Source organism: Photobacterium sp. BZF1 (assembly GCF_014349205.1).
Taxonomy (GTDB): Bacteria; Pseudomonadota; Gammaproteobacteria; order Enterobacterales; family Vibrionaceae; genus Photobacterium.
Genome location: NZ_JACSOF010000033.1, coordinates 24,032 through 48,518 on the forward strand (window position 1 = coordinate 24,032; position 24,487 = coordinate 48,518).

The 24,487-nt window shown below is 45.8% G+C and carries 15 protein-coding genes; 14 read left to right on the forward strand and 1 reads right to left on the reverse strand.

Going from position 1 to position 24,487, the window contains the following annotated elements:
- Positions 1–38 precede the first annotated feature (38 nt).
- The 4 genes from BIZ37_RS09500 (at position 39) to BIZ37_RS09515 (ending at position 4,150) form a co-directional block, all read left to right on the forward strand.
- Positions 39–491, forward strand: a complete 453-nt coding sequence (locus tag BIZ37_RS09500; RefSeq protein WP_370577326.1) for a GAF domain-containing protein — start codon at positions 39–41, stop codon at positions 489–491.
- Positions 492–599: 108 nt separating this feature from the next.
- On the forward strand, positions 600–1,244 hold the full coding sequence (gene proQ, locus BIZ37_RS09505; RefSeq protein ID WP_107298191.1) for an RNA chaperone ProQ: 645 nt from the start codon (positions 600–602) through the stop codon (positions 1,242–1,244).
- Between the two features lie 17 nt (positions 1,245–1,261).
- Positions 1,262–3,262: a carboxy terminal-processing peptidase gene (gene prc / locus BIZ37_RS09510; RefSeq protein WP_187461296.1), complete on the forward strand. Its 2,001-nt coding sequence runs from the start codon at positions 1,262–1,264 to the stop codon at positions 3,260–3,262.
- Positions 3,263–3,487: 225 nt separating this feature from the next.
- A complete protein-coding gene (locus BIZ37_RS09515; RefSeq protein WP_187461297.1) occupies positions 3,488–4,150 on the forward strand; it encodes a lipocalin family protein in 663 nt (220 codons plus the stop codon).
- Positions 4,151–4,223: 73 nt separating this feature from the next.
- Here the strand turns inward: BIZ37_RS09515 and pncB are convergent, their stop codons facing one another.
- Positions 4,224–5,423, reverse strand: a complete 1,200-nt coding sequence (gene pncB, locus BIZ37_RS09520; RefSeq protein WP_187461298.1) for a nicotinate phosphoribosyltransferase — start codon at positions 5,421–5,423, stop codon at positions 4,224–4,226.
- 433 nt (positions 5,424–5,856) lie between these two features.
- On the opposite strand from pncB, the gene pepN reads away from it, so the two are divergent.
- The 10 genes from pepN to rmf all read left to right on the forward strand — a co-directional run bounded on the left by pepN (position 5,857) and on the right by rmf (position 24,060).
- The gene (gene pepN / locus BIZ37_RS09525) at positions 5,857–8,478 is read left to right on the forward strand and encodes an aminopeptidase N (protein WP_187461299.1); all 2,622 of its coding nucleotides are present in this window, start codon (positions 5,857–5,859) and stop codon (positions 8,476–8,478) included.
- A gap of 96 nt (positions 8,479–8,574) precedes the next feature.
- The gene (locus tag BIZ37_RS09530; RefSeq protein WP_187461300.1) at positions 8,575–8,796 is read left to right on the forward strand and encodes a DUF2835 domain-containing protein; all 222 of its coding nucleotides are present in this window, start codon (positions 8,575–8,577) and stop codon (positions 8,794–8,796) included.
- Positions 8,797–9,212: 416 nt separating this feature from the next.
- Positions 9,213–14,042 (forward strand): NAD-glutamate dehydrogenase, encoded by a 4,830-nt coding sequence (locus BIZ37_RS09535; protein WP_187461301.1) that lies wholly within the window; start codon positions 9,213–9,215, stop codon positions 14,040–14,042.
- 293 nt (positions 14,043–14,335) lie between these two features.
- Positions 14,336–15,346, forward strand: a complete 1,011-nt coding sequence (gene pyrD / locus BIZ37_RS09540) for a quinone-dependent dihydroorotate dehydrogenase (protein ID WP_107298184.1) — start codon at positions 14,336–14,338, stop codon at positions 15,344–15,346.
- A 254-nt stretch (positions 15,347–15,600) separates the two neighbouring features.
- Positions 15,601–16,146: a cell division protein ZapC gene (locus tag BIZ37_RS09545; RefSeq protein ID WP_187461302.1), complete on the forward strand. Its 546-nt coding sequence runs from the start codon at positions 15,601–15,603 to the stop codon at positions 16,144–16,146.
- A gap of 1,201 nt (positions 16,147–17,347) precedes the next feature.
- Positions 17,348–19,486: a bifunctional 23S rRNA (guanine(2069)-N(7))-methyltransferase RlmK/23S rRNA (guanine(2445)-N(2))-methyltransferase RlmL gene (gene rlmKL / locus BIZ37_RS09550; RefSeq protein ID WP_187461303.1), complete on the forward strand. Its 2,139-nt coding sequence runs from the start codon at positions 17,348–17,350 to the stop codon at positions 19,484–19,486.
- On the forward strand, positions 19,487–19,744 hold the full coding sequence (locus BIZ37_RS09555; RefSeq protein WP_107298180.1) for a glutaredoxin family protein: 258 nt from the start codon (positions 19,487–19,489) through the stop codon (positions 19,742–19,744).
- On the forward strand, positions 19,731–21,653 hold the full coding sequence (locus tag BIZ37_RS09560; RefSeq protein ID WP_187461304.1) for an ABC transporter ATP-binding protein: 1,923 nt from the start codon (positions 19,731–19,733) through the stop codon (positions 21,651–21,653). Before BIZ37_RS09555 ends, BIZ37_RS09560 begins: the two co-directional genes overlap by 14 nt.
- Positions 21,653–23,716, forward strand: a complete 2,064-nt coding sequence (locus BIZ37_RS09565; RefSeq protein WP_187461305.1) for a DUF3466 family protein — start codon at positions 21,653–21,655, stop codon at positions 23,714–23,716. The genes BIZ37_RS09560 and BIZ37_RS09565 overlap by 1 nt, the downstream gene beginning before the upstream one ends.
- 170 nt (positions 23,717–23,886) lie before the next feature.
- Positions 23,887–24,060: a ribosome modulation factor gene (gene rmf, locus BIZ37_RS09570; protein WP_082008520.1), complete on the forward strand. Its 174-nt coding sequence runs from the start codon at positions 23,887–23,889 to the stop codon at positions 24,058–24,060.
- Positions 24,061–24,487: the final 427 nt, after the last annotated feature.

Consider the following 24,487-nt stretch of genomic DNA (forward strand, 5'->3'; position numbering starts at 1 on the left):
AGCCATTTTAGCGGCTATAAAAGGAGTAAGCCATGGAAATTGGATCAGTGAATTACCAAACGCTGACGAAACAATCGATCGCACTGGTTGAGGGTGAGACTGATCTCATTGCTAATATGTCTAATATTAGTGCCTTACTGGCCATGGAGTTAGAAGAGATTAACTGGGTTGGGTTTTATATCTTAAAAGGAGACCAACTTGTCCTGGGTCCATTCCAGGGTAAACCGGCTTGCGTAAGGATTCCTGTAGGGCGTGGTGTATGCGGTACGGCGATTGCCGAGAACCGTGTTCAGCGTGTTGAGGATGTCCATCAATTCGAAGGGCATATTGCCTGTGATGCGGCGAGTAACTCTGAGATTGTTATCCCGTTCACGGTAAAAGGGGAATTGTACGGTGTGTTGGATATTGATAGCCCAATCTTATCAAGATTTAGTCAATCCGACGAAGATGGACTGGTTTCTTTGTTAGAAGAACTACAAAAAAGGCTCTAATTGCATGCTTTCGGTGGTTTTTCAGCGTTAGGTAACTATAATAGCGGAACAATTTCTTTTTGATTAAAGTACTAACGGCGAGGAAACTCGCTTTTGTCAGGAAAGTCCATGGAAAACTCTGAAAAGCTAACGAACAGTAAAGAAGTCATTGCCTACATTGCTGAGCGTTTCCCAAAATGTTTTACTGTTGAAGGTGAAGCGAAGCCACTTAAGATTGGTATCTTCCAAGATTTGGCTGAGCGTCTAAGCGAAGACCCTAAAGTAAGTAAAACTCAACTGCGTACCGCTCTGCGTCAATACACTTCTTCCTGGCGTTATCTTCACGGTGTGAAAGCGGGTGCAAACCGCGTTGACCTTGATGGCAACGATTGTGGTGTATTAGAACAAGAACACGTAGATCACGCGAAACAAGCACTTGAAGAAAGCAAGGCTAAAGTACGCGCGCGTCGTAAAGAGCAAGCAGAAGCGAAAGCGGCTGCTGGCAAGGATGGTGAAGCGAAGGCGAAAAAAATTCGTCCAAAAACTGCTAAACCAAAGAACACTAAACAAAAAACGACTAAGCTAAATAAAAAGCCTGCAGAAACGACCCGTGCACTGACTGCTGATGAAGTCGTCGTTGGCAAGAACGTTAGTGTTAACATGGGCAACGGAAACATGCCGGCAACTATCGTTGAAATTAATAAGGACGATGTGCGTGTTCGCCTATCAAATGGTCTAACCATGGTAGTTAAAGCGGAGCACCTGCGTTCGTAAAGGAGAATGCTCGACGCATGAAAGGTCGATTCCGTTTCTCACTGATCGCTGCTGGCATGATGCTAGCAGCTTCAGCACAAGCCCTAGAGGCGACATACACGTTAAGTGATCTACCGCAGCTGGCTCCAGAAAAACAGCATGCGACAGCTAGTAAACGAGTGGCTTCACGCTTTACTCGTTCACATTACAAGCAATTTTCACTTGATGACGAATTTTCTTCCAGTGTCTTCACGCGCTATATCGAGATGCTGGACTTCAACAAAAGCTTCCTCACTGCTTCCGATATTCGGCAGTTTGAAAAATGGGAAGACCAGTTGGACGATCAGCTCAAAAGGGGTGACACGTCGGCGGCCTTCGATATTTTCAATACCTTGCTGAAACGTCGCTATGACCGCTACCAATACGCGCTGACCTTACTTGATCGTGAAATCACTTTTGATGCCGATGAAGATATGGTGTTAGACCGTTCCGAACTGGATTGGCCTAAAGATCGTAACGAGCTTAATGAAATTTGGCGTAAACGTGTCAAATACGATGCGCTGAATTTAACGCTTGCTGGTAAAGAGTGGGACGAGATTAAAGAGACGCTAGGCAAGCGTTACAACAACGCCCTCAAGCGCCTAACTCAAACTCACAGCGAAGATGTATTCCAGATCTACATGAATGCCTTTGCCCGTGAAGTTGACCCTCATACCAGTTATTTGTCACCGCGTAACGCAGAGCAGTTCCAGTCAGAGATGAACCTTTCTTTGGAAGGTATTGGTGCTGTGCTGCAAGTAGTTGATGATTATACTGTAATCCGCTCTTTGGTGGCGGGTGGCCCAGCCTCTGCTTCGAAGAAACTGACAGCAGGCGATAGAATCATTGGCGTCGCTCAAGACGGCAAAGAAATGGTCGATGTGATTGGCTGGCGATTGGATGATGTCGTACAGCTCATCAAAGGGCCTAAAGGCAGTAAAGTTGTTCTGGAGATTCTTCCAGAGGGGAATAACGCAAAAAGTTACGATGTCACTATTGTTCGTGACAAAATCCGCCTAGAAGATCGTGCAGCTAAATCTTCGGTAGAAACGGCAAACGGTAAGAAAATTGGGGTAATTGAAATCCCGAGCTTCTACGTCGGTTTGTCTGAGGATACCAAGAAAGAGTTGGCGAAACTGAATGACCAGCAGGTTGACGGTGTGGTTATCGACCTGCGCAACAATGGTGGTGGTGCGCTTACCGAAGCGACAGCACTTACTGGGTTGTTTATCAACAGCGGTCCGGTTGTTCAGGTACGTGATAGCTACGGAAGAGTGAAGGTAAATGGCGATTCTGATGATCGTGTTTACTTTGATGGTCCACTAACTGTTCTGGTAAACCGCTATAGCGCATCGGCATCAGAAATTTTTGCCGCAGCGATGCAGGATTACGGACGTGCAGTTATTCTCGGTGAGCAATCATTTGGTAAGGGTACGGTACAGCAACACCGTTCGCTGAACCATATCTATGATTTGTTCGACAAGCCATTGGGGCATGTCCAATACACCATTCAGAAGTTCTACCGCATCAATGGTGGTAGCACCCAGAATCTTGGTGTAGTGCCAGACCTTGCATTCCCGACGGCTGTTGATCCATCTGAAACGGGTGAAAGCGTTGAAGATAATGCATTGCCTTGGGATAGCATCAAGGCTGCGGATTATCAGAAGCTCTATAACTTCTCTGCTGTTCTGCCTTCATTGAAGACGAAGCATGATCAGCGTATCAGCAAGGATATGGAGTTCGGCTTTATCCAAGATGACATTGCCAAGTATCACAAAGAGAAAGACATCAATACTATTTCTCTGAATGAGAAGAAGCGAATTGCTGAGCAAGATCAGGAAGACGCAGATCGTTTGGCAAGGTTGAACCAACGACAGAAAGCGGCAGGTGAAAAAGCTTTTGCAACATTGGATGATGTTCCAAAAGACTATGAAGCGCCTGATGCTTACCTTGAAGAAGCGGTTGCTATTACCTCTGATTTAGCGAGAGCGCAAAGCTAGATCGTGAGGATAGGCAAGACCTTTTGAAAACGGCACCTTTAGGTGCCGTTTTTTTATTGGGTAACTAACTACAGGGTAACTCGATATTCTTTATGGGATTCTACGTGTTTCACCCCTGAGACAGGGTATAGATTAGCGCTGATCTTCTCCAACTTTTTTATGCTAGCGGCTGATAGCCGACTAGGGTTAAGAGTAGGTGATCAATTCTGGTGTTAGGGGAATGCTATGCTGAAACATGTAATTCTTGCGGTAACCCTGTTTTTATCGACATTTGCAATTCATGCACGTGCCTCAAATTTAACAGAATTTGATTATCCATTATTGCTGGGAGATTGGTACTGGTTCAGTAATAGCGACGAGGGGGTAGAGAGCGAAGGTGCGAACTATCGCGCGATGAACATTAAGTTCAAATCTAACTACCGCTTCGTGATTCGTCTCCTTCAGACTGATGGAAATGTTGAAGAGTGGGACGGGACTTACGATATTGATGAAACAACAGTCACTTTCTTGTCCAATGGGCAACCAGAGCAACAGCATAGTTACATGTTAAGCTACAACCAATTCTTACTCGATGGTGCCCGTTTTACTAAGTTGGCGCCGGAAAATCTACCAGGAAAGTGGCGTTCTTCTCAGATATCAGGACAAGATGTGGGTGAAAGTGTTTCAGAAATCGCTTTATCACTGCGTCCTGACTTTTTGTTCTCTGCAGAAGTCTCGGGAAAGAATGGTAAGAAGAAAGAACACCGTGGTATCTATTTCATTGAAGATGACCGTATTGTGCTGATTTATGAAGATGGCCAGCAAGATAGCCAATTCCGTCTCGGTAGCAATACGCTAACTCTGAGTAACAAACAGTTTGGGATGGAAGCGGTAATGAGAAGGGAGTAACGTACTTGCTTCCTGAAACTGAATAGATAAAAAAAGCGAGGTGAATACCTCGCTTTTTAGCTTTTATATAAGACTAGCCGACAATTTTAAATGCTTGTCTAAGCTGTGATAGGTAGTTCTCATCACGACAAATGCTCTTACCGGGCTCGTCAGAAATCTTGGCGACAGGTCGGCCTTCACATTCGGTCAGTTTCAGCACTACATTCAATGTTTTCACACCAGGTAAATCACACGTTAGCTGGGTACCAATACCGAAGCTGATATTAATGCGATGGGCAAAGTGCTTATAGATGGTGAGTGCTTTATCTAACGTCAGGCTATCAGAGAAAACCAACGATTTAGTTTTCGGGTCAATACCCAGTGACTCGTAATGAGCAATCGCTTTTTCACCCCAAGTAATTGGGTCACCACTGTCATGGCGCAAACCGATGAAACGCTCTGATAATCGAAGATCGAAGTCACGCAGGAAGGCATCCATATTGATGCAGTCGGTGAGGGCAATGCCTAAGGAATCAGGGTACTCCTGCAGCCAACGGTTTAGTGCTAACTGTTGTGAGTCAGCCAGTTCACCGGCGAGTTGCTGATGGGCCTGGAACCATTCATGGGCTTGAGTACCAACTGGCGTTAGATCTCGGGTACGTGCCAAGTGGTAGTTAGACGTGCCTTTGAATTCTGGCATGTGGTCTTTCAGGTAATCAACCACTTCATGGTGGACATCACGTGAGAAACGACGGCGTGAACCAAAGTCGACTAAAGAGAAGGCATCAAGGTCGATATTTTCATCTTTGGCTCTCTGATAAAAGTCAGCCAGTTTCAGTTGCAATGAACCGAGTGCATCTTCAACGGTTGCTTCAGGGTAGCAACGTTGGCAGCGAACTTCACAGATGATCGCCAATAATGGCACTTCCCAAAGGATAATATCGATCCATTTACCGGTGATGGTGATGGCTAGTTGCTCACCCGATGTATCAATACTGACCTGCTTGCTATCGAGCTTGAATGACGCAAGGTACTCCAGGAAGTCAGCCTTGAAGAAGGTCAACGTAGACAGGTAGTCAATTTCTTCCTGAGTGAAAGAAAGATCAGCTAGCCTATCAATATGCTCTTGAATCTCTTGGCTGTACGGACGGAGATCTTCGTCACTCCGGCAATGAAACTCGGCAACAGCCTCAACATTGGGGTATTGATGAAAAATGGCTTGCTGCATGTGCAGTTTGTATGCATCGGTATCGAGCAGGGAGTCGATGATCCCATTGTGTCCAAAATGATTCATAACTAATTTGGTTGTTTTTTGCAATCCGGATATTTTACCCTATTTTGAGCCTAGGTTGTCTCAAAATGTTTCAGATCGTTGAAAAATTTAGGGGCAGTACGATACGCGTAAATGCCGCAAACGACAAGCCTACAGAGGACATTTTGTGTTTTTTAGAGGCGTTCTGTTAACGCTTTGCGTGTGCGGTGATCTTGCTGTAAAGCGGAATTTAGGTAACCATTACTGCTTGTAAGCTAAGTATAGTAAAGATGATAAGCTAGTCTTCATAGCACAACCAGCAAAATTATCGCTCGGATGTGCATAAAATGACCGTGTGGACGGGCAATTGAGAAACATATCGCCAAATCCAAGTAATAAGCTTGTCTGCTCTGGCTTAACGCAGAATAATGGAAACATACCGCGACACTATATAGCGGAAAAATAAGGAATAAACATGGCCGATCAACCAACAATCCAGCCAACGGCAAAGTACCGTTCAGATTATAAAGCACCAGAATTTACGATTACTGATCTCTCCCTTGAGTTTGACCTGCATGACACTGCCACTCACGTAGTGGCCGTTAGCAAGGTTGAGCAGCAGGTGGAAGGTGCGACAACTTTAGAGCTTGATGGTGATGCGCTAACCTTGGTTCGAATTGAAATCAATGGTGATAGCTGGACTAATTATGTAGAGAGCGAAGGTAAGTTAACCATCAACGGTTTACCAGCCTCGTTCGATATGCTGATTGAAACTGAAATCAACCCTGAAGCAAACACCTTGCTGGAAGGCTTATACAAGTCCGGCGGTGCATACTGCACCCAGTGTGAAGCAGAGGGTTTCCGCCGTATCACTTATTACCTAGACCGTCCTGATGTGCTGGCGCGATTCACCACCAAAGTGATCGCCGACAAAGCGCAATACCCGTATCTACTGAGTAACGGTAACCGCGTTGATAGCGGTGACCTAGAAAATGGTCGCCACTGGGTGCAGTGGGAAGACCCGTTCCCGAAACCGAGTTACCTGTTTGCTTTGGTTGCAGGGGACTTCGATGTCTTACGCGATAAGTACACAACAGTGAGTGGTCGTGATGTCGACCTTGAGATTTTTGTCGATAAAGGCAACCTTGATCGTGCCGAATATGCGATGACCTCTTTGATTAACTCAATGAAGTGGGACGAAGAGCGTTTCGGCCTAGAGTACGATCTTGATATCTACATGATCGTTGCCGTTGATTTCTTCAACATGGGTGCGATGGAAAACAAAGGCTTGAACGTCTTTAACTCTAAATTCGTATTGGCAAATGCGAAGACGGCAACCGATACCGACTACCAAGGTATTGAAGCTGTTATCGGTCACGAGTATTTCCATAACTGGACCGGTAACCGCGTGACCTGTCGTGACTGGTTCCAACTCAGCTTGAAAGAAGGCCTGACCGTTTTCCGTGATCAGGAGTTCTCTTCAGATCTGGGTTCTCGCCCAGTAAACCGTATCAACAATGTTCGTATAATGCGTGGCCCGCAGTTCTCTGAAGATCGCGGTCCGATGTCTCATCCAATCCGTCCAGAAAAAGTTATCGAGATGAATAACTTCTACACCCTGACCGTCTATGAGAAGGGCAGTGAAGTGATTCGAATGATGCACACTTTGCTTGGCGAGCAGAACTTCCAGGCCGGCATGAAGTTGTACTTCGAGCGCCACGATGGTACAGCGGCAACCTGTGATGATTTCGTTCAGGCTATGGAAGATGCCTCTGGCATCAGCCTTGAGAAGTTCCGTGGTTGGTATAGCCAGTCCGGTACACCTGTTGTGCAGGTTGAGACAGAATTCCTCGCTGATGAAAAGAGTTACCGTGTCACAATTAAGCAGCACACGGCACCAACTCCAGGCCAGGAAGAGAAACACCCTCTACATATCCCGTTCGATATCGAGCTTTATGACGCAAAAGGCAACGTTCTTCCGTTACAGTGTAATGGCGAAGCCGTGCACAATGTGTTGGATGTGACGGAAGCTGAGCAAGTATTCGTGTTTGAAGGTATTGAAGAACAACCTGTTATTTCAATGCTGCGCGAGTTTTCAGCACCAGTCATCCTTGAGTACGACTATTCAGATGAAGAGCTGACCTTCCTGATGGTTCATGCCCGCAATGAGTTTGCCCGTTGGGATGCAGGCCAAATCTTATTGGCTAAATACATCAAACAGAATGTTGTTCGTTGCCAGAAGGGTGAAGCGTTTGCATTGCCGGAAGCTGTGGTTGATGCATTTCGTGGTGTGTTGCTGGATGAAAAACTCGATCCTGCCTTTATTGCAGAAATGCTGACGCTGCCAAGTGAAAACGAAGTAGCGGGTTGGTATGAAACTGTTGATGTTGACGCGATCAACACGGTTGTCGGTGAGCTTGAAAAAGCGCTTGCAGTGGCAATGGAAGATGAGTTCAGTGCTATTTACCATTCCCTAACTCAAGCCGCTTACACTATCGAACATGAAGCAATGGCAAAACGTTCGCTGCGTAATACTTGTTTGGGTTACCTAGCATTTACCGAACAAGGTAATAGTCTAGCGGCTAAGCAGTACGAAGTCTCTGACAATATGACAGATACCATGGCGGCAATGGCAGTGGCGAATAATGCTGAACTGGCTTGTCGTGCCGAGCAAATGGCAGACTTCAGTGAGAAGTGGACCCATGACGGTTTGGTGATGGATAAGTGGTTTATGCTGCAAGGTAAAAACCCAGCAGAGAACGCACTTGATAATGTGCGTGACACCATGAAGCATAAAGCCTTTGATATCAAGAACCCTAACCGTACCCGCAGTTTGGTAGCTAGTTTCTGTGCCAACAACCCAGTACGTTTCCATGCCAAAGACGGGTCGGGATACCAGTTCTTGACTGAAATCCTGACAATTTTGAACACTAGCAACCCGCAAGTTGCTTCGCGTTTGATTGAACCTTTCTTGAAGTACCGCCAGTATGACGAGCAGCGCCAGGCACTGATGCGTGCTGAGCTTGAAAAACTATCTCAGCTAGACAACCTAGCAAAAGACCTGTTCGAGAAAGTACAGAAAGCGTTAGAGCTTTAAGCTGAAGAACACCTAGAAAAGGGGCAAGCTAGCTTGCCCCTTATTTTGTCCACATCATACATTCTGAAACGAAGCAGTTATAACGAACACTCTGATATGAAATCTTATACCTTCTCGATGCACATTACTTACCAGCAATTCCTCCACCATTATTCGGGTGCAGCGAGCAATGTTTTGGTATTGACAGATAATGGTCTGCGTCTGCAATTACCCGCTTCACGCATGCGGCCTTTCTTGACACAAATTGGTATTCGGGGGCGATTTCGGGTCACGGTTTCTGACGCCAACAAGCTTCAGGCAATAGAGCAAATCATGTAATCGGAAATTGATGAAAATGTAACATCTGTTTTCGGCAAGCATATAAAACCTTTCACCCGTGAAGTAGGGTTATACCTATTTCGTATAGTTTTGACATTAGATTTAATAATCTTTGGCACTAAGAAAAATAACCTTAAAAATAAATGGTTATACCAATTCACATCGGCTTAGCGCTATCTTGATGTTAATTTCACCAACCCCAGATTATCCCGCCAGCCAAAATATCTACATTAGTCACATATTCGATTTTTTCCTGTATACCTAGAGTAATTAGCGTAACCATCTCGCAACAAAACACCCTACAATAGCAGTCACGCAGGAGAGCGTCTTCCGACGGTATGTTCCCCAATAAGCAACCGTTGGATGCTATATAAAAACTCTATACTTGATTGATAATATAACGATGGAGCATTGCTATGACCGCACCTGACCCTATAGTGCCGGTACTGCTTGAGAAAGTGTATAACTTAATCCAGGACAAGATTGAGACACCCCAGCAGTCATTAGTAGAAGTGTTTGCTCAGCGATTGTTAGGACAACTTGCAGATGATGATCTGCTTCAACGGAATGAATCTGACCTTTATGGTGCTGTACTGAGTTTATGGCATCACCTTGTACAAAATAAGCCAGACCAGATCTCTGTTCGTGTCTACAACCCAACCTTAAGCCGCTACGGTTGGCAGTCCCCTCATACAGTGGTCGAGATCATTACACCGGATCGTCCTTTCCTTGTTGATTCTGTTCGAATGACCTTAACCCGTTTGGGTATTACCAGCCACATGATGCTAAATGGCCCGTATTTCTTTAAACGAAATGGGGAAGGCACGATTACTGAGGCGTGTGGTAAAGATGGCGACCTACAGACGCTATTCCATATCGAAGTTGACCGTCTAAATGACAAGAAAGAGCTTGAAGCACTAAAAAAAGAACTAGAACAAGTGCTTGAAGATGTCGATCTTGTCGTGAATGACTGGCAGTCGATGCAAACCAAGATGCAGAAGATCGTCAAAGATCTTAAGAAGGCGGATCTTCCCGTTAATAAAGAGCACCGAGAAGAAGCGATCGCTTTCTTGGACTGGGTGACTCATCACAACTTCACTTTCATGGGCTACCACAAGTACGATCTTGTGCCGATTGAAGGTGACTATGAATTGCGCCCGTGCGATGAGCCGGGGCTAGGGCTTTTAAGCAATACCAATAAAGTCAGAACTCTTCGCCTGTCACAGCTTCCCGAGTCTGCCCGCATTGAAGCCCGCAAACCTGACTTGCTTATCCTAACAAAAAGCAATGGCAAGTCGAAAATCCACCGTCCGGCTTATACCGATTACATTGGTATCAAGCGCTTTGATAAAGACGGTAATGTTATCGGTGAGCACCGCTTTACCGGTCTGTATGCATCGACGGCTTATCACCAGTCGACCATGAATATCCCGCTGATCAGCAATAAGGTGACGCGGATATTGGAAGAAAGCCGATACCCAGCAGGCTCCCATTCGTGGAAGGCCCTGAATAACTTACTTGAAACGTACCCACGTGACGAGCTTATTCAGGCCAACGAAAAAGAGATGTTGGACGTTGGCTGTGGTGTGGTTCGGATGCAAGACCGGGATTTGCTGCGTCTATTCGTTCGCCGTGATCCATTCGGTCGCTTCTTCTCTTGCATGGTGTATGTAACCAAAGAACGTTACAACACTGAGCTACGCCGCAAGACACAGGAAGTGCTCAAAGACTACTTTGCATCAGAACAGGATGTCGAATTCACCACCTTCTTCTCAGAAAGTCCGCTGGCGAGAACGCATTACATCGTGCGAGTAGATAATAATAATTTTGATGTGGATATCAAAGCTATCGAACATAATCTCGTTGAAGCCGCTGCATCGTGGGATGATCGCTTGAGTGCATCGCTTATCGCTAACTTTGGCGAAAGTAATGGTACATCGCTGGCGAAAAACTATGGCAGCGCATTCCCTCGCTCCTATAAAGAGCAGATGTTGCCTGGCTCTGCTGTGGCGGATATCGAACAGCTTGAGAACCTCAGCGAAGATAACAAGCTGGGCATGCTGTTCTACCGCCCGCAGGAAGAGGCCAGTGATTCACGCTTTGTGAAACTGAAGCTGTTCCATCGCGATGAGCCTATTCATCTTTCTGATGTCATGCCGATGTTGGAAAACCTAGGACTTCGTGTGATTGGGGAATCGCCATACCAAGTGATTACCAAGAGCGGAACGGTTTACTGGATCCTTGATTTTGCCATGCTGCATAACGCCTGTACTGGGATCGATTTGGGTGAAGCCCGTGATCGTTTCCAAGAGGCGTTCTCGGCCATTTGGCATGGAGCCTTGGAAAGTGATGGCTTTAACCGCTTGGTACTGTGCGCTGGGTTAACCGGACGCGAAATTACCATTTTGCGAAGCTTTGCCCGTTACATGCGCCAAGTAGGCTTCCCATTCAGTCAGCACTACATTGAAGAAACACTATCGAGCCACAGTGATTTGGCTCGATCTCTGGTTGAGCTGTTCTCGCTTCGCTTCGATCCAAGCCGTAAGCACTCTGAAGCGGCAGAGAAGACGTTGATCGCTAAGCTCAATGATAAGCTTGAGCATGTAGAGAGTTTGGATGATGACCGTATCATCCGTCGTTACATGGAAATGATCCTTGCGACCCAACGTACCAACTACTATCAGCTTGATACAAACGGTAAGCCGAAACCGTGGTTATCACTCAAACTGCGCCCATCTGAGATCCCTGAGATCCCAGCGCCGGTACCGTTCTTCGAAATCTTTGTTTATGCACCGGATATCGAAGGGGTTCACTTGCGTGGCGGTAAAGTAGCCCGCGGTGGCTTGCGTTGGTCGGATCGACAAGAAGATTTCCGTACTGAGATCCTTGGCCTAGTTAAAGCACAGCAGGTGAAAAATACCGTGATTGTGCCGGTAGGTGCGAAAGGTGGTTTTGTCTGTAAGCGACAGCCGCAGCTATCGACTCGTGAAGAAATTTGGGCTGAAGGACAGCGTTGTTACAAGCGCTTCATCCGTGCTCTGTTGGATGTCACAGACAACATTATTGATGGTGAGCTAAACCCACCAGCCAATGTCGTTCGTCATGATGAAGATGATCCATATTTGGTTGTAGCGGCTGATAAGGGGACTGCGACATTCTCTGATTTGGCCAACTCGGTGTCAGAAGATTACAACTTCTGGTTGGGTGATGCCTTTGCATCTGGTGGTTCTAACGGTTATGACCACAAACAGATGGGGATCACTGCCAAAGGTGGCTGGGAATCGGTTAAGCGTCACTTCCGCGAATTGGGTATAAACTGCCAAACAACGGACTTTACATGTGCTGGTATCGGCGACATGGCGGGTGACGTGTTCGGTAACGGTATGTTGCTATCCAAGCATATCCGCTTGGTTGCCGCCTTTAACCATATGCACATCTTCCTAGATCCTAATCCTGATGCGGCGAAAGGCTGGAAAGAGCGAGAGCGCTTGTTCAACCTGCCTCGTTCTAGCTGGGAAGACTATGATGCTCAGCTGATTTCTGAGGGGGGCGGTATCTTCTCCCGCCGCAGTAAGTCAATCAAACTGACACCGCAGATCCAAAAACTGCTGGGCACGCGTAAGCAGAGCCTGCCACCAAACGAAGTGATTCGCTTGATCCTGAAAATGGAAGTGGATCTATTGTGGAATGGCGGTATCGGTACTTACGTTAAATCTGAATCGGAAACCCATACCGATGTTGGCGACCGTGCCAATGATGCTTTGCGTATCAACGGTAGTGAGTTGCGTGCCAGTGTTGTTGGTGAAGGGGGTAACCTTGGTTTGACCCAACTAGGCCGCGTCGAGTTCTCGAAGAATGGCGGACTGGTTAATACCGACTTTATCGATAACGTCGGTGGTGTGGATTGTTCGGATAACGAAGTGAACATCAAGATCCTACTTAATTCACTAGTGGCTAGTGGTGATCTGACATACAAGCAGCGAAATGAACTGCTAGAACGTATGGAAGACGAAGTGGGTGAAATTGTTCTTGATGACGCGTATTGCCAGAGCGAATCTATTTCTGTCACTCAGCAGCAGCAGGTGCAACTACTCAAAGAGCAGATCCGCTTCATTCACCACCTTGAAAAAGAAGGTAAGTTGGATCGTGTGCTGGAATACTTGCCTGATGACGATACGCTTGCCGAGCGCGAAAAAGCTGGAATGGGGTTAACCCGTCCTGAGCTAGCGGTATTGGTAGCCTACGGCAAAATGGTATTGAAAGAAGAGTTGGTGACAGAAGAAGTCGCCGATGATCCTTACCATGCACGACTATTGCCAGCATACTTCCCGAAAGAGTTGCAACAGCAATACCGTAGCCACATGGAACATCATCCATTGCGCAAAGAGCTGATTGCTACTTCACTGGCCAATCAGATGTCCAATGAAATGGGTTGTAACTTCGTTACCCGCCTTCAAGAGGAGACTGGGGCGACGGTTGCAGAGATTTCTTCGGCATACTCGGTAGGACGTGAAGTCTTCAACTTCGAGCAGTACTTTGATCAAGTTCGAGCGTTGGATAACGTTATCCCTGCAGAAGTACAGTATGAAGTGCTCTACCGTTGCCGCCGGATGCTACGCCGGGCGACTCGTTGGATCTTGCGTAACCGTGATAGAAAACTGGGCATCGAGCAGTTGATTGCTTTCTACCAGCCAATTGTGAACAAGCTACGTGAGAACCTTGAACGTTACCTTGTCACAGAAGAGGTTCAAGAGCATAACGAGCAGGCAGATGCGATGATCAAGCAGGGTATACCTGAAAACCTAGCGCATAACATTGCTCGTTTAAGTAGCTTGTACTCAGCGATGGACATCGCACAGATCGCAACAGATTCTGATAAAGATCTCGATTTTATCTCTCGTGTCTACTTCGTTGTCGGTGCTGATTTGTCGTTGCACTGGTTCCTCAAGCAGGTACACAACCAGCCAGTAGAGAACCACTGGCAGGCACTGGCTCGCGCTTCGTTCCGTGAAGATCTTGATTGGCAGCAACGCCAGTTAACCCTCGCGGTAATCAGTAGTGGGCTAGAGGCACCAGACGCAGAAAGCTTGATTGAAAACTGGATGGATGAGCATAAGTCGGCAATTCAGCGTTGGAATACCGTGTTGGCAGAATTCAAAGTGGGAACAACCCATGAATTTGCCAAGTTCTCTGTTGCACTTCGTGAGCTTATGTTGCTGAATTTAAACTGCCAAACAGTAGCATAACAATAAAAATAAGCCTTTTGGTTATTATGTATCTATAAGGGCTTTAAATTACATAAAATGCAGATGAAAAAGCCACCATTGCTGAAATGGTGGCTTTTTTCTGCTTTGAACCACACGATATAAACGTTTGCTTTCTTGGGCGGGAAATAAAAGTAACTATTTCAACTATCTAACCATATATTTAAGAGGATAGGGGTATTTTTTAAATATAAATTGAAATTAGTGATTGAAATAATACGGCAAAGTGTGAATAATATCCTCCCGTTTATACGGGGCTTTTATTAGGAGGTACAATGCTTTACCGCCTCGCTCGATCCGCTATTTTCAAGCTTGATGCAGAAAAAGCGCACGATCTAGCTATTCAGAACTTTTCTCGCTTTACTGGCACTCCTCTTGATCTTTTCTATCGCCAACACGTTCCTGATCGTCCTGTTGAAGTGATGGGTATCAAATTCAAAAACCCTGTTGGTCTAGCTGCTGGCCTTGATAAAAACGGCGAATGTATTGAAGCATTTGGCGCGATGGGTTTCGGTTTTGTAGAAGTTGGAACCGTAACTCCACGACCACAACCAGGTAACGATAAGCCTCGTCTGTTCCGTGTTATTCCTGCTGAAGGCATTATTAACCGCTTTGGGTTCAACAACCTGGGTGTAGATAACCTGGTTGAGAATGTAAAGAAAGCCAAATACGACGGCGTTATCGGAATCAACATCGGCAAGAACAAAGACACGCCGATTGAGAAGGGCGCAGAAGATTACCTTATCTGTATGGATAAGGTATATGAGCATGCTGGCTATATCACGGTAAACATCTCTTCGCCGAATACTCCAGGTCTACGTACACTTCAGTACGGTGAAATGTTAGATGATCTGCTTGCTCAACTAAAAGAGAAGCAGAAAGAACTGGCTGAAAAACACGGCAAGTACGTACCTCTAACGTTAAAGATCGCGCCGGATCTAGAAGATCATGAGATCAAGCAGATCGCTGAGTCGTTGATCAAAAATAACATCGATGGTGTTATTGCTACGAACACCACGTTGGATCGCTCTCTGGTAAAAGATATGCCGCATTGCGATGAGGCAGGTGGCCTAAGCGGTCGTCCACTACAGAACCGCAGTACCGAAGTCATTCGAATGCTGGCGGAAGAATTAGATGGCGCACTGCCAATTATCGGTGTGGGCGGTATTGATTCAGCCGTATCTGCACGTGAAAAGATGGCAGCAGGGGCAAGTTTGGTACAGATTTACTCTGGTTTCATCTACCACGGCCCTAAACTTGTAAAAGATATCGTCACTAATATCTAAGCAAGTGAAGTAACTAAAAAAGACATATGATATTGAGTGCCTGCAGGAGTATTTTTGCAGGCACTTTTTTTATGTCGATTTCATGACGAGCACCTTATCAATAGCAACATTGTCAAACTTTCAGCTTTTTTATACTGAAAATCCCAATTTCCTTCCTCTTTTTATTTGCAAATAGGGCAGTAGAATTTGCTCTAAAGTTTTGTTTGTTGTAGTGGATAAGCTTTGTAACGGACTACGGATATGGAGCGGTACTTATGTTGAAACCCAATAACTCATGGATGTGGTATTACGACCAGAAGTACGATGCTCTAATGTTGGACCTTGGAGACGACATGGTTTTCCGGGTAGCTGTTCCTACTAAAAACTTAATTCCTTGTGCCTTTGCTCGTTCAACGTTCACGGTTGACGATGCATCTGCCTATCAATCCTTCCTCGAAGGGATGTCCATTCTGGAGCTTTCTGCTCCACGAAAAGCAGAACTTGCCCTTAATGCTGTCGCTGCAAGTCGCTTCCACAAACCTCTAATGCCAAAAAGTTGGTTCTTTAACCAGCAAAGTGGTGACCATTCACCTCAGTTAGGTGACATTGTCACTCTAAATACCGATCTAGGTGAAGGCCAGTTCCTAATTATTGAAAACAGTGGCACTGCTAGCCTTTGCATGATGGCTGATACTGCCTCGTTGCAACTCAATGCTGCTAAAGAGATGTCTTTCTGTGAAACCATTAAGGTCATGAACGATCGAATGACGGCTTATGAAGGGGCTGTAGAAGCGCCTATCACGCTTGCCCTTGTTGGTTAGAGAAATGGAAATTTACGGCGCTGAATAGCGCTAGTAGCTGTTTTACAGCGTATTTCTCTGCACTCTACATCCCACTATCTTCATTGTTCCATCACTTCTTTCTTATTCTGTAGATTTGTTGATGTCTTAAAGCGTTAGTTCGCTGTCGCCGTTATATCTGTAATTCTTCTGATCCCTTGTCCCAGAAGCACTTTAAGAGTGCTGTAACTTATCTTGTTACCTTCATCCAGTTCTCTCCAATGCGTTCTTATTCTCCCTAGAAGCGCCATGGCCAGCAGAGTATTTCATAGGGTTGGTACTAATATACCTTTTGCCATATTGCACCTTTTGATTATCAGCTGTTTATTTCAGGTTGTCTCTTATTCGCTGCTGGGATCTGGTCTATTCAGATTGATTGAAGATGGCATTGAATGGGTGATTAAATCAGCAATTAAGATTGTTCTTTGTCGAGATACTTGCAGGATATTTCTAAATCTGGGAGCAAGTTCAATAGAGGATGTGATGCGGTTCAAGGACAAGAACGGCGTTTTCCTTAATTTTTCTGTTTAATAAAGCGACATTCTAAGTGATGTGAGTCTAATTATTTTAACTTTTTATCACTTTTTTTCTGCCTCATTTTGCTGTGTTTGCATAAAAAAACACCATAATTTTGCACCTGAAAACACAGTGATTAATCAGTAAATTCCTCATTTTCCGCCTTTATGTAATTTATTTACAATGATATTTAATGATACCCGTGATGGAGATTAAGTCCCAGTGGTCATTATTTCCACTTGGGAAATTATAGGGGCGTTAGATATGTTCCTTTCCTTGGTGCTTAGTTTAAATGGGGTGTGAGGTAAGCGAGCACATACTGATTGTTGGAGTTTTTATGTCAGAATCTTGAGTCTAACTTACTGATATTAATCGCATCTTTCTTTTTGTTTCTTGGCGTGAACAATGTATTGTTGTGTGATGGTAGGCTAAACGTGATCGGTTGTTTACAGCTGTGCACAATTTAATTTTGTTGATTGTTTACATATGGAAACTCTTGGCGCTATTGAAAAGCCAAGGTGTTCGCCTTTAGGAAACAGTAATGTGGCATTGCAGGCATTTGACTGCTGTTTTTTTAGCTAAATAGCCAAGGAAACGCCTTTTATGACAAGGTATTTACGGGGTTTTCAGTTATAATTCACCGCAACATAAGTGTGAAAAGAACTCCATGAATCAATATTTAGCTATCACTTCACGAGGTCTTGAGAACCTCCTTGCAGAAGAACTTAAGCAACTTGGCGCTGAAAGCGTTCAGGTTGTCCATGCTGGCGTCCGTTTTAAAGCTGAACAAGCAACAGCTTACCGTTGCTGTCTTTGGACACGTATCGCATCACGAATCATTTTGGTACTGAGCGAATTTAACGTTCGTGATGACATGGATCTGTATTTAGGCGCGGCAGCAATCAACTGGCCGAACTATTTTGGCAGTGATACCCGTATCATCGTTGACTTCAATGGTACTAACCGTGAAATCCGCAATAGCCAGTATGGTGCGATGAAAGTGAAAGACGCCATTGTCGACCGCTTCACCAAGGCAGATTTGCGTCGCCCTAGCATTGACCGTGAGCGCCCAGAGCTTCGTATTCATATGCGTCTTTCAGGTGAGAAAGGTGTACTGGGCCTTGATATGGCGGGTAGTGGCCTGCATCAACGTGGTTACCGTAGTGAATCGGGTAAAGCACCGCTTCGTGAGACCCATGCTGCAGCATTGGTAATGAAATCTGGCTGGACGCCTGAAAAGCCGTTACTCGATCCAATGTGTGGCTCTGGTACATTGTTGATTGAGGCTGCTCTGATTGCGGCTGATATTGCACCGGGTATCAAGCGCAAGCGCTGGGGTTTTGAAGCGATCAAAGATTTCGACCGTGAAGGTTGGCTAGAAATTCACGCTGAAGCCAAAGTGAAAGCTCGCCGTGGCCCAAGCAAGGTAACGACTAAGTTCTTTGGTCGTGAAATGGACCGCCGCGTGCTGAGTATTGCCCGTGACAATGCTGGTCGTGCAGGTGTTAAAGACCTGATTGATTTTGAATACGGTGATGCGACTCAACTGACTTGTCCGGAAGGTTTCTCTGAAGGTGTTATCTTGTGTAACCCTCCATATGGTGAGCGTCTGGGTACAACTCCAGAGTTGATCTCTCTATACAGTGAACTGGGTAACCGCTTGAAGCTTGCGTTTGCAGGTTCGACAGCTTCTATCTATTCATCTTCCAATGAGCTACTAAGCTGCTTGCGTATGCGTGCAGACAAGCAGTTTAAGCTACGTAACGGTGCACTGGATTGTGTACTGAAGACTTACTTGATCACTGCTGGTGGTGTTAAGCATGTTGAAGGTGAAGCAGAAGGCCGCATTGAAGAGGCCGAAGTAGCGCCAGATTTTGCCAACCGCTTGAAAAAGAACATTACCAAACTTGGTAAGTGGGCCAAGAAAGAAGGTCTTGAATGTTACCGTCTGTACGATGCAGACTTGCCTAACTACAATGCAGCGATTGACAAATATAAAGATTATTTGATTATCCAAGAGTACGCAGCGCCTAAGTCTGTTCCTGAAGAGACCGCTCGTCGCCGTCTGATGGATATCATGCGAGCCACTATTCAGGTAACCGGCGTTGAGAACAACAAGGTTATCTTGAAAGTGCGTGAGCGCCAAAAGGGTAAGAGCCAGTACCAGAAGCTATCTAGTGCAGAACGTCATATGGTAGTGAATGAGTACGGTGTTGATCTAAAAGTTAACCTATACGATTACTTAGATACCGGTCTGTTCCTTGATCACAAGATAACTCGTCGCCAGCTGGGTAAGATGGCGGCAGGTAAAGACTTCCTTAACCTGTTTGCTTACACTGGCTCGGCAACTTGTCATGCCGCGTGTGGTGGTGCTAAGTCGACGACAACAGTTGATATGTCTAACACATACCTACGCTGGGCACAGGAGAACATGGAACTGAATGGTCAGGTTGGCCGTCAGCACCAGTTTGTCCAGGCGGATTGCTTACAGTGGCTGCAAGAAGCCGATGGTGAGTTTGACCTTATCTTTATCGATCCACCGACATTCTCTAACTCCAAGCGTATGAAGCAGAGCTTCGATGTTCAGCGTGACCACATCATGCTACTTGAGAACTTGAAGCGTATGCTTCGTCCAAATGGTGAAATTGTTTTCTCGAATAACAAGCGCCATTTCAAGATGGATTTCGAGAAACTTGAAGAGCTTGGCTTACAAGCGAAGAACATTTCTGATAAAACGTTGCCAATGGATTTTAGTCGCAACAAACAGATTCATAATTGCTGGATCATTACCCACAAGGAAGGTTAAGTGCTAATTACTCTGTATAGCACAGAAGGGTGTCATCTTTGCGAGCAGGCTTATAGCCTGCTCGTACAAGCCGGTGTCGAAGAGCGCGTTCAGGTGGTGGATATCGCCTTTGATGATGCGCTCTTTTCTCGTTACGGCGTCACAATTCCTGTGCTTTCTATCCTCAATCCTGATTCAGATTCAAATAGCCCTGAACTCGGTTGGCCTTTTGATGCTGACGAGCTGGCTCAATGGTTAAACAACAATGGCATTAATTAATATCAGTAACGCCCAGTTGGCGTACGGCGATCATGCACTGCTAGATAAAGCAGAGTTTCTTCTACAACCCAACGAACGTGTTTGTTTGGTAGGCCGTAACGGAGCGGGTAAATCCACTTTGATGAAAGTGATTGCCGGTGATGTACTGCTTGATGATGGCAGTATTCAGCGCGAGTCAGAATTGCGTGTTTCGCGTCTGGAGCAGGATCCACCGCGAGATGCAGAAGGGACCGTGTTTGATTTTGTTTCAGAAGGTTTGGCTGAAATTGGTCAGGTACTTAAAGAGTACCACCGCCTGTTGGACTTGATCACCAGTGACCCATCAGAGTCAAACTTTGCGAAATTGAATCGTGCACAAGAGAAGATCGATCATGCCGATGCGTGGCAGTTTGATAACAAGATCACTTCGGTACTGGAACACTTGCAGCTCCAACCGCAAACCTTGCTGAAAGATTTGTCGGGTGGCTGGCAGCGTAAGGCCGCTTTGGCCCGTGCTCTGGTATGTGACCCAGATATCCTGTTGCTTGATGAGCCAACTAACCACTTGGATGTATCGACTATCGAGTGGCTCGAAGGCTTCCTGAAAGAGTTTAGAGGCGCAATCGTGTTTATCTCGCACGACCGTGCCTTTATTCGTTCAATGGCAACGCGTATTGTCGATCTTGACCGTGGCCAGCTTGTTTCTTTCCCGGGTGATTACGACAAGTACCTTGAAGAAAAAGAAGAGCTACTGCGGGTAGAAGCCGAGCAGAACGCTGAGTTCGATAAAAAGCTGGCGCAAGAAGAAGTCTGGATCCGGCAGGGTATCAAGGCTCGCCGTACTCGTAACGAAGGTCGCGTAAGGGCCCTGAAGCAATTGCGTCGTGAACGCAGCGAGCGCCGTGAAGTGGTGGGCAAAGCCGACATGCAGCTTCAGGAAGCACAGCGTTCGGGCAAGATTGTGTTTGAAGCAGAAAACATCAGCTATAGCTATGGTGATAAGTCAATTATCAAAGATTTCAGCTTCAATGTTATGCGTGGTGATCGTATCGCGCTTATCGGCCCTAACGGCTGTGGTAAGAGTACGCTGCTCAAGATCATGCTGGGTGACTTGAAGTCACAGGGTCACTTCCACTGTGGTACCAAGATTGAGGTCGCTTATTTTGACCAGTACCGTGAAGTGCTAGACCCTGAAAAGACAGTTATGGATAACCTTGCCGATGGTAAGCAGGAAGTCACGGTAAATGGCCGTACTCGCCATGCGCTAGGCTACCTCCAGGACTTCCTTTTCCACCCGCGCCGTGCCCGTACACCGGTGAAAGCACTATCTGGTGGTGAGAAAAACCGTCTGTTGTTGGCGAAACTTTTCCTTAAGCCTAATAATTTATTGGTGCTTGATGAACCAACTAACGATTTAGATATCGAAACATTGGAACTTTTGGAAGAAATTCTTGCCAACTATCAGGGTACTTTGTTGTTGGTAAGCCACGACCGTCAGTTTGTTGATAATACAGTGACAACAAGCTGGATTTTTGAAGGAAACGGTGTCATTGACGAATACGTTGGCGGCTACCATGATGCTCAGGAACAACGCGCTAATTCGCTAAGTCAAATTGCGAAAGAGCAGGCTGCTCAAATTGAAGCAGCGAAAAAGAAAGAAGAGAACAAGCAGCGCCAGGCTGCCCGTCCTAAAACAGGTAAGAAGCTCTCTTACAAGTTGCAGAAGGAATTGGAAGACCTGCCGCTACGAATTGAAGAACTGGAAAACGAAATTGCGCAATTGCAGGAATTAATTAACGATCCTGCTTTCTTCCAGGACGTGAAAAATGACACTCAAGGCACACTAAACCGCTTGGCGGAAGCAGAGGCCGAGTTTGAGCAGGCATTTGAACGTTGGGAAGAGCTTGAAGCAATGCAGAAGGAAGCTTAATGCAACATAAGACTTTAAAACTGTCTGCACTGGCCGTATTGGTAGCCGGTGCAACAGGTGCCAACGCCGCTGTTTACCGTGTGGTTGAAATCGATAGTAGCGCAACAGGTATTGCAGCACAGCAATACTACCCTGAGGTAGACCAATCACAAATTAGTCAACGTTTAGAGTTCTACGGTCAGGGCATTACAGCTTCTGGTGTGGGTGAGAACTGTTTTGCAAATAGTTGTGGTGATGAAGAGTTCACAGTATTTGGCGAAAGCCGCTTCGGCTCAGACGGCGTTAATTACCGTGATGAAACTGCATATATTCTGGATAACTTACAGCGTATAAACGATGTAAGGCGTTTTGAAAGCTACTGTAACAGCAACCTTGGCCCAAATACCTGTGAGGATTGGGCTCGCACTCAATATTACGGTAAAGGCTACAACACCACAGATATTAATGATAGAAGCGGCTTTGGTGGCTTGGTTCGTGAGCATGAAGCGTGGACCGAGGGCTTTTTCTCAAATGCGACGGCAATCAGTGGGGCATCATCGTTTCTAGAAGTTGAAACATTTGCTGATTCGCCAGAGGGGTATGACCCGTCAGTTCGTTCCGCATTGGGTACAATTGTCGATTCAGGCAACCTTAAAACGACCAACGGTGTGATCAATGCCCAAGGCGCTTCTGGCCTTGGGGAGTATACACTTGGTATTTCCAGTGGTGCTTACTTCACTGATGGCGCGAGAAATGCCCGTCAGTTTAATAAGCGTGGTTTTGTAAACCTAGGCACCAATAAGTTGGGTCTTGACCCTGTTGCCGGTGACGAGCTCACTCAGACAGCTGGACAGTCTTTGGCTTGGGATGCGGTTGAATATAATGGTCAGCTGTTGGTCGTTGGCAGCGCATCTTATGACCGAAGTGATTTTAGTGATTCAGATAATAAAGTACCAAGCGATATCAACAGAGATGATCCGGTATTTTCTGACTCGGCTTTCCGTAATTGCCCACAAACATTTGGTTCAGGTGATGCAACGGGTTTGAGCAACTTCTACGGCACTAAAGAATGTCAGCTCTCTGTGTTTGCTAATGACGGTGTGTTTTGGTCACTAGGTGGTGATTCATCGGGTAACGTCGCAGCCAAGTTGCTTGCTGTAAATGATTTGAATACGCTAGATCCAGATGAAAGTGATCGTTCTTTCCAGGCGAGTGCGCGTGCGATTGAGTTAGTCAACAACCAACCTGTTGTTGTTGGATATACCACAGATCGCTATGACAATGATTATTATGCAATGCGTGCATCTGTTTGGGAGTTGACGGGGGATGTTAATGGTGACACGCCGTTTACCCGTAAGCTGATCCCAGGCCTTGAGCTTGAAAGAAGCAGTGACCGAGTACTGACGTATACGCTAGCGACAGACATTAACGCCAATAACAAAGTAGTGGGTGTAGCAAAGAGTTTCCGTGCCGAGAACCGCTCTTATGCCGAGCGTATGTTTGTCTACGACAACAATACAGGTGCTAATGCTCAATACTTGGATTCATCCATTTCTTCGCTGTTCTTTACTGGCTCAAATGGTTTCCCTGCTGCGATTAACAACAATAACCAGATTGTAGGTCGTTTGGATGCTGAGTCTGTCAATCAGGTCAATGGTCGTTTCCGCCGCCAACGTGCATTTACTTACGCAATGGGCGATATCCCAGGTTCCGCTGCATTGAAGCAGGGCGATGTGTATTTCTTGGATGATTTGACCAATGGTGGTCAGTTCTCTGATGAAGCCAACCAATACCGTATCTTCGAAGCAACAGGCATTAATGACGCTGGCGTTATTTCTGCAACGGCTTATAAGTGTGAAGGTGGTTACGACGATCTGACTAAGGAATCATTCTGTCAGGGCGGTCAGCCTGATGTGGAGCGCATTGTAGCTGTTAAGCTAATCCCAATTGATGCGAATGCTGCAGTTGCGCCTGAAATTGAACTTCGCCCAACTGCTGAGAGCAGTGTGGAGCGTCAGGGTGCATCTCTGGGCATGCTGGCGTTAGGTTTCCTTGGCTTCCTAGGGTTCCGTCGAAGAAAGTAATTTTTTGTCAAAATTGGTTAAATTACACTCAGGCTCACAATTTGTGAGCCTGTTTTATTTTGACAGTTGATCTCCGCTTCTATTTAGCTAATTCTTAATAGTGGAGACACAACATCTCCATCATTATGCAATAGTAATGAATGTAAATGATAAGGATGAGGATCGAACTTATGAAGAGACAAAAGCGGGATCGTCTGGAGCGCGCACAATCTCAAGGCTATAAGGCTGGCATAAATGGTCGTTCCAGTGAAGACTGTCCGTACCAATCGACAGAGGCCCGTACAAACTGGCTAGGTGGCTGGCGAGAAGCAAGAGAAGATCTGCAATCTGGCCTGTTTAAATAATAAACCTCCCTTCATATCTCCCTTATTGAGCCCCTCTTAGGAACAGGGGCTCTTTCTATATGTGAGGTCCTAGGTTACTTGGTCCTGGGTTCTAGGGAGTCTAAAACAAAGCTACAGTGATTACTTCGTGACAATCTAGTCTAATGTCCTAATTCTCCTTGGAACGAGGACCTAGGCACTCGGAAAAGAGCAGCTAAAAAAGGGCCAAGTTGACGGTGTTACAGATCTTATTGTGACGTCTAAATTATCAGAATTGAAAAGAGTGGGTAAGGCAACAAAATTTAGTGTTTAATCCGTGACAACGTAATGAAGTTAAAGCTATTCTCGCACCCAGGACCTGAAGTGACCCCCTAAAAGTAGACACCTCTTTATTAGGAATAAGAGGTGTTTATATGAAAGTTGTTACTAGACGTAGCTTTACCGACGA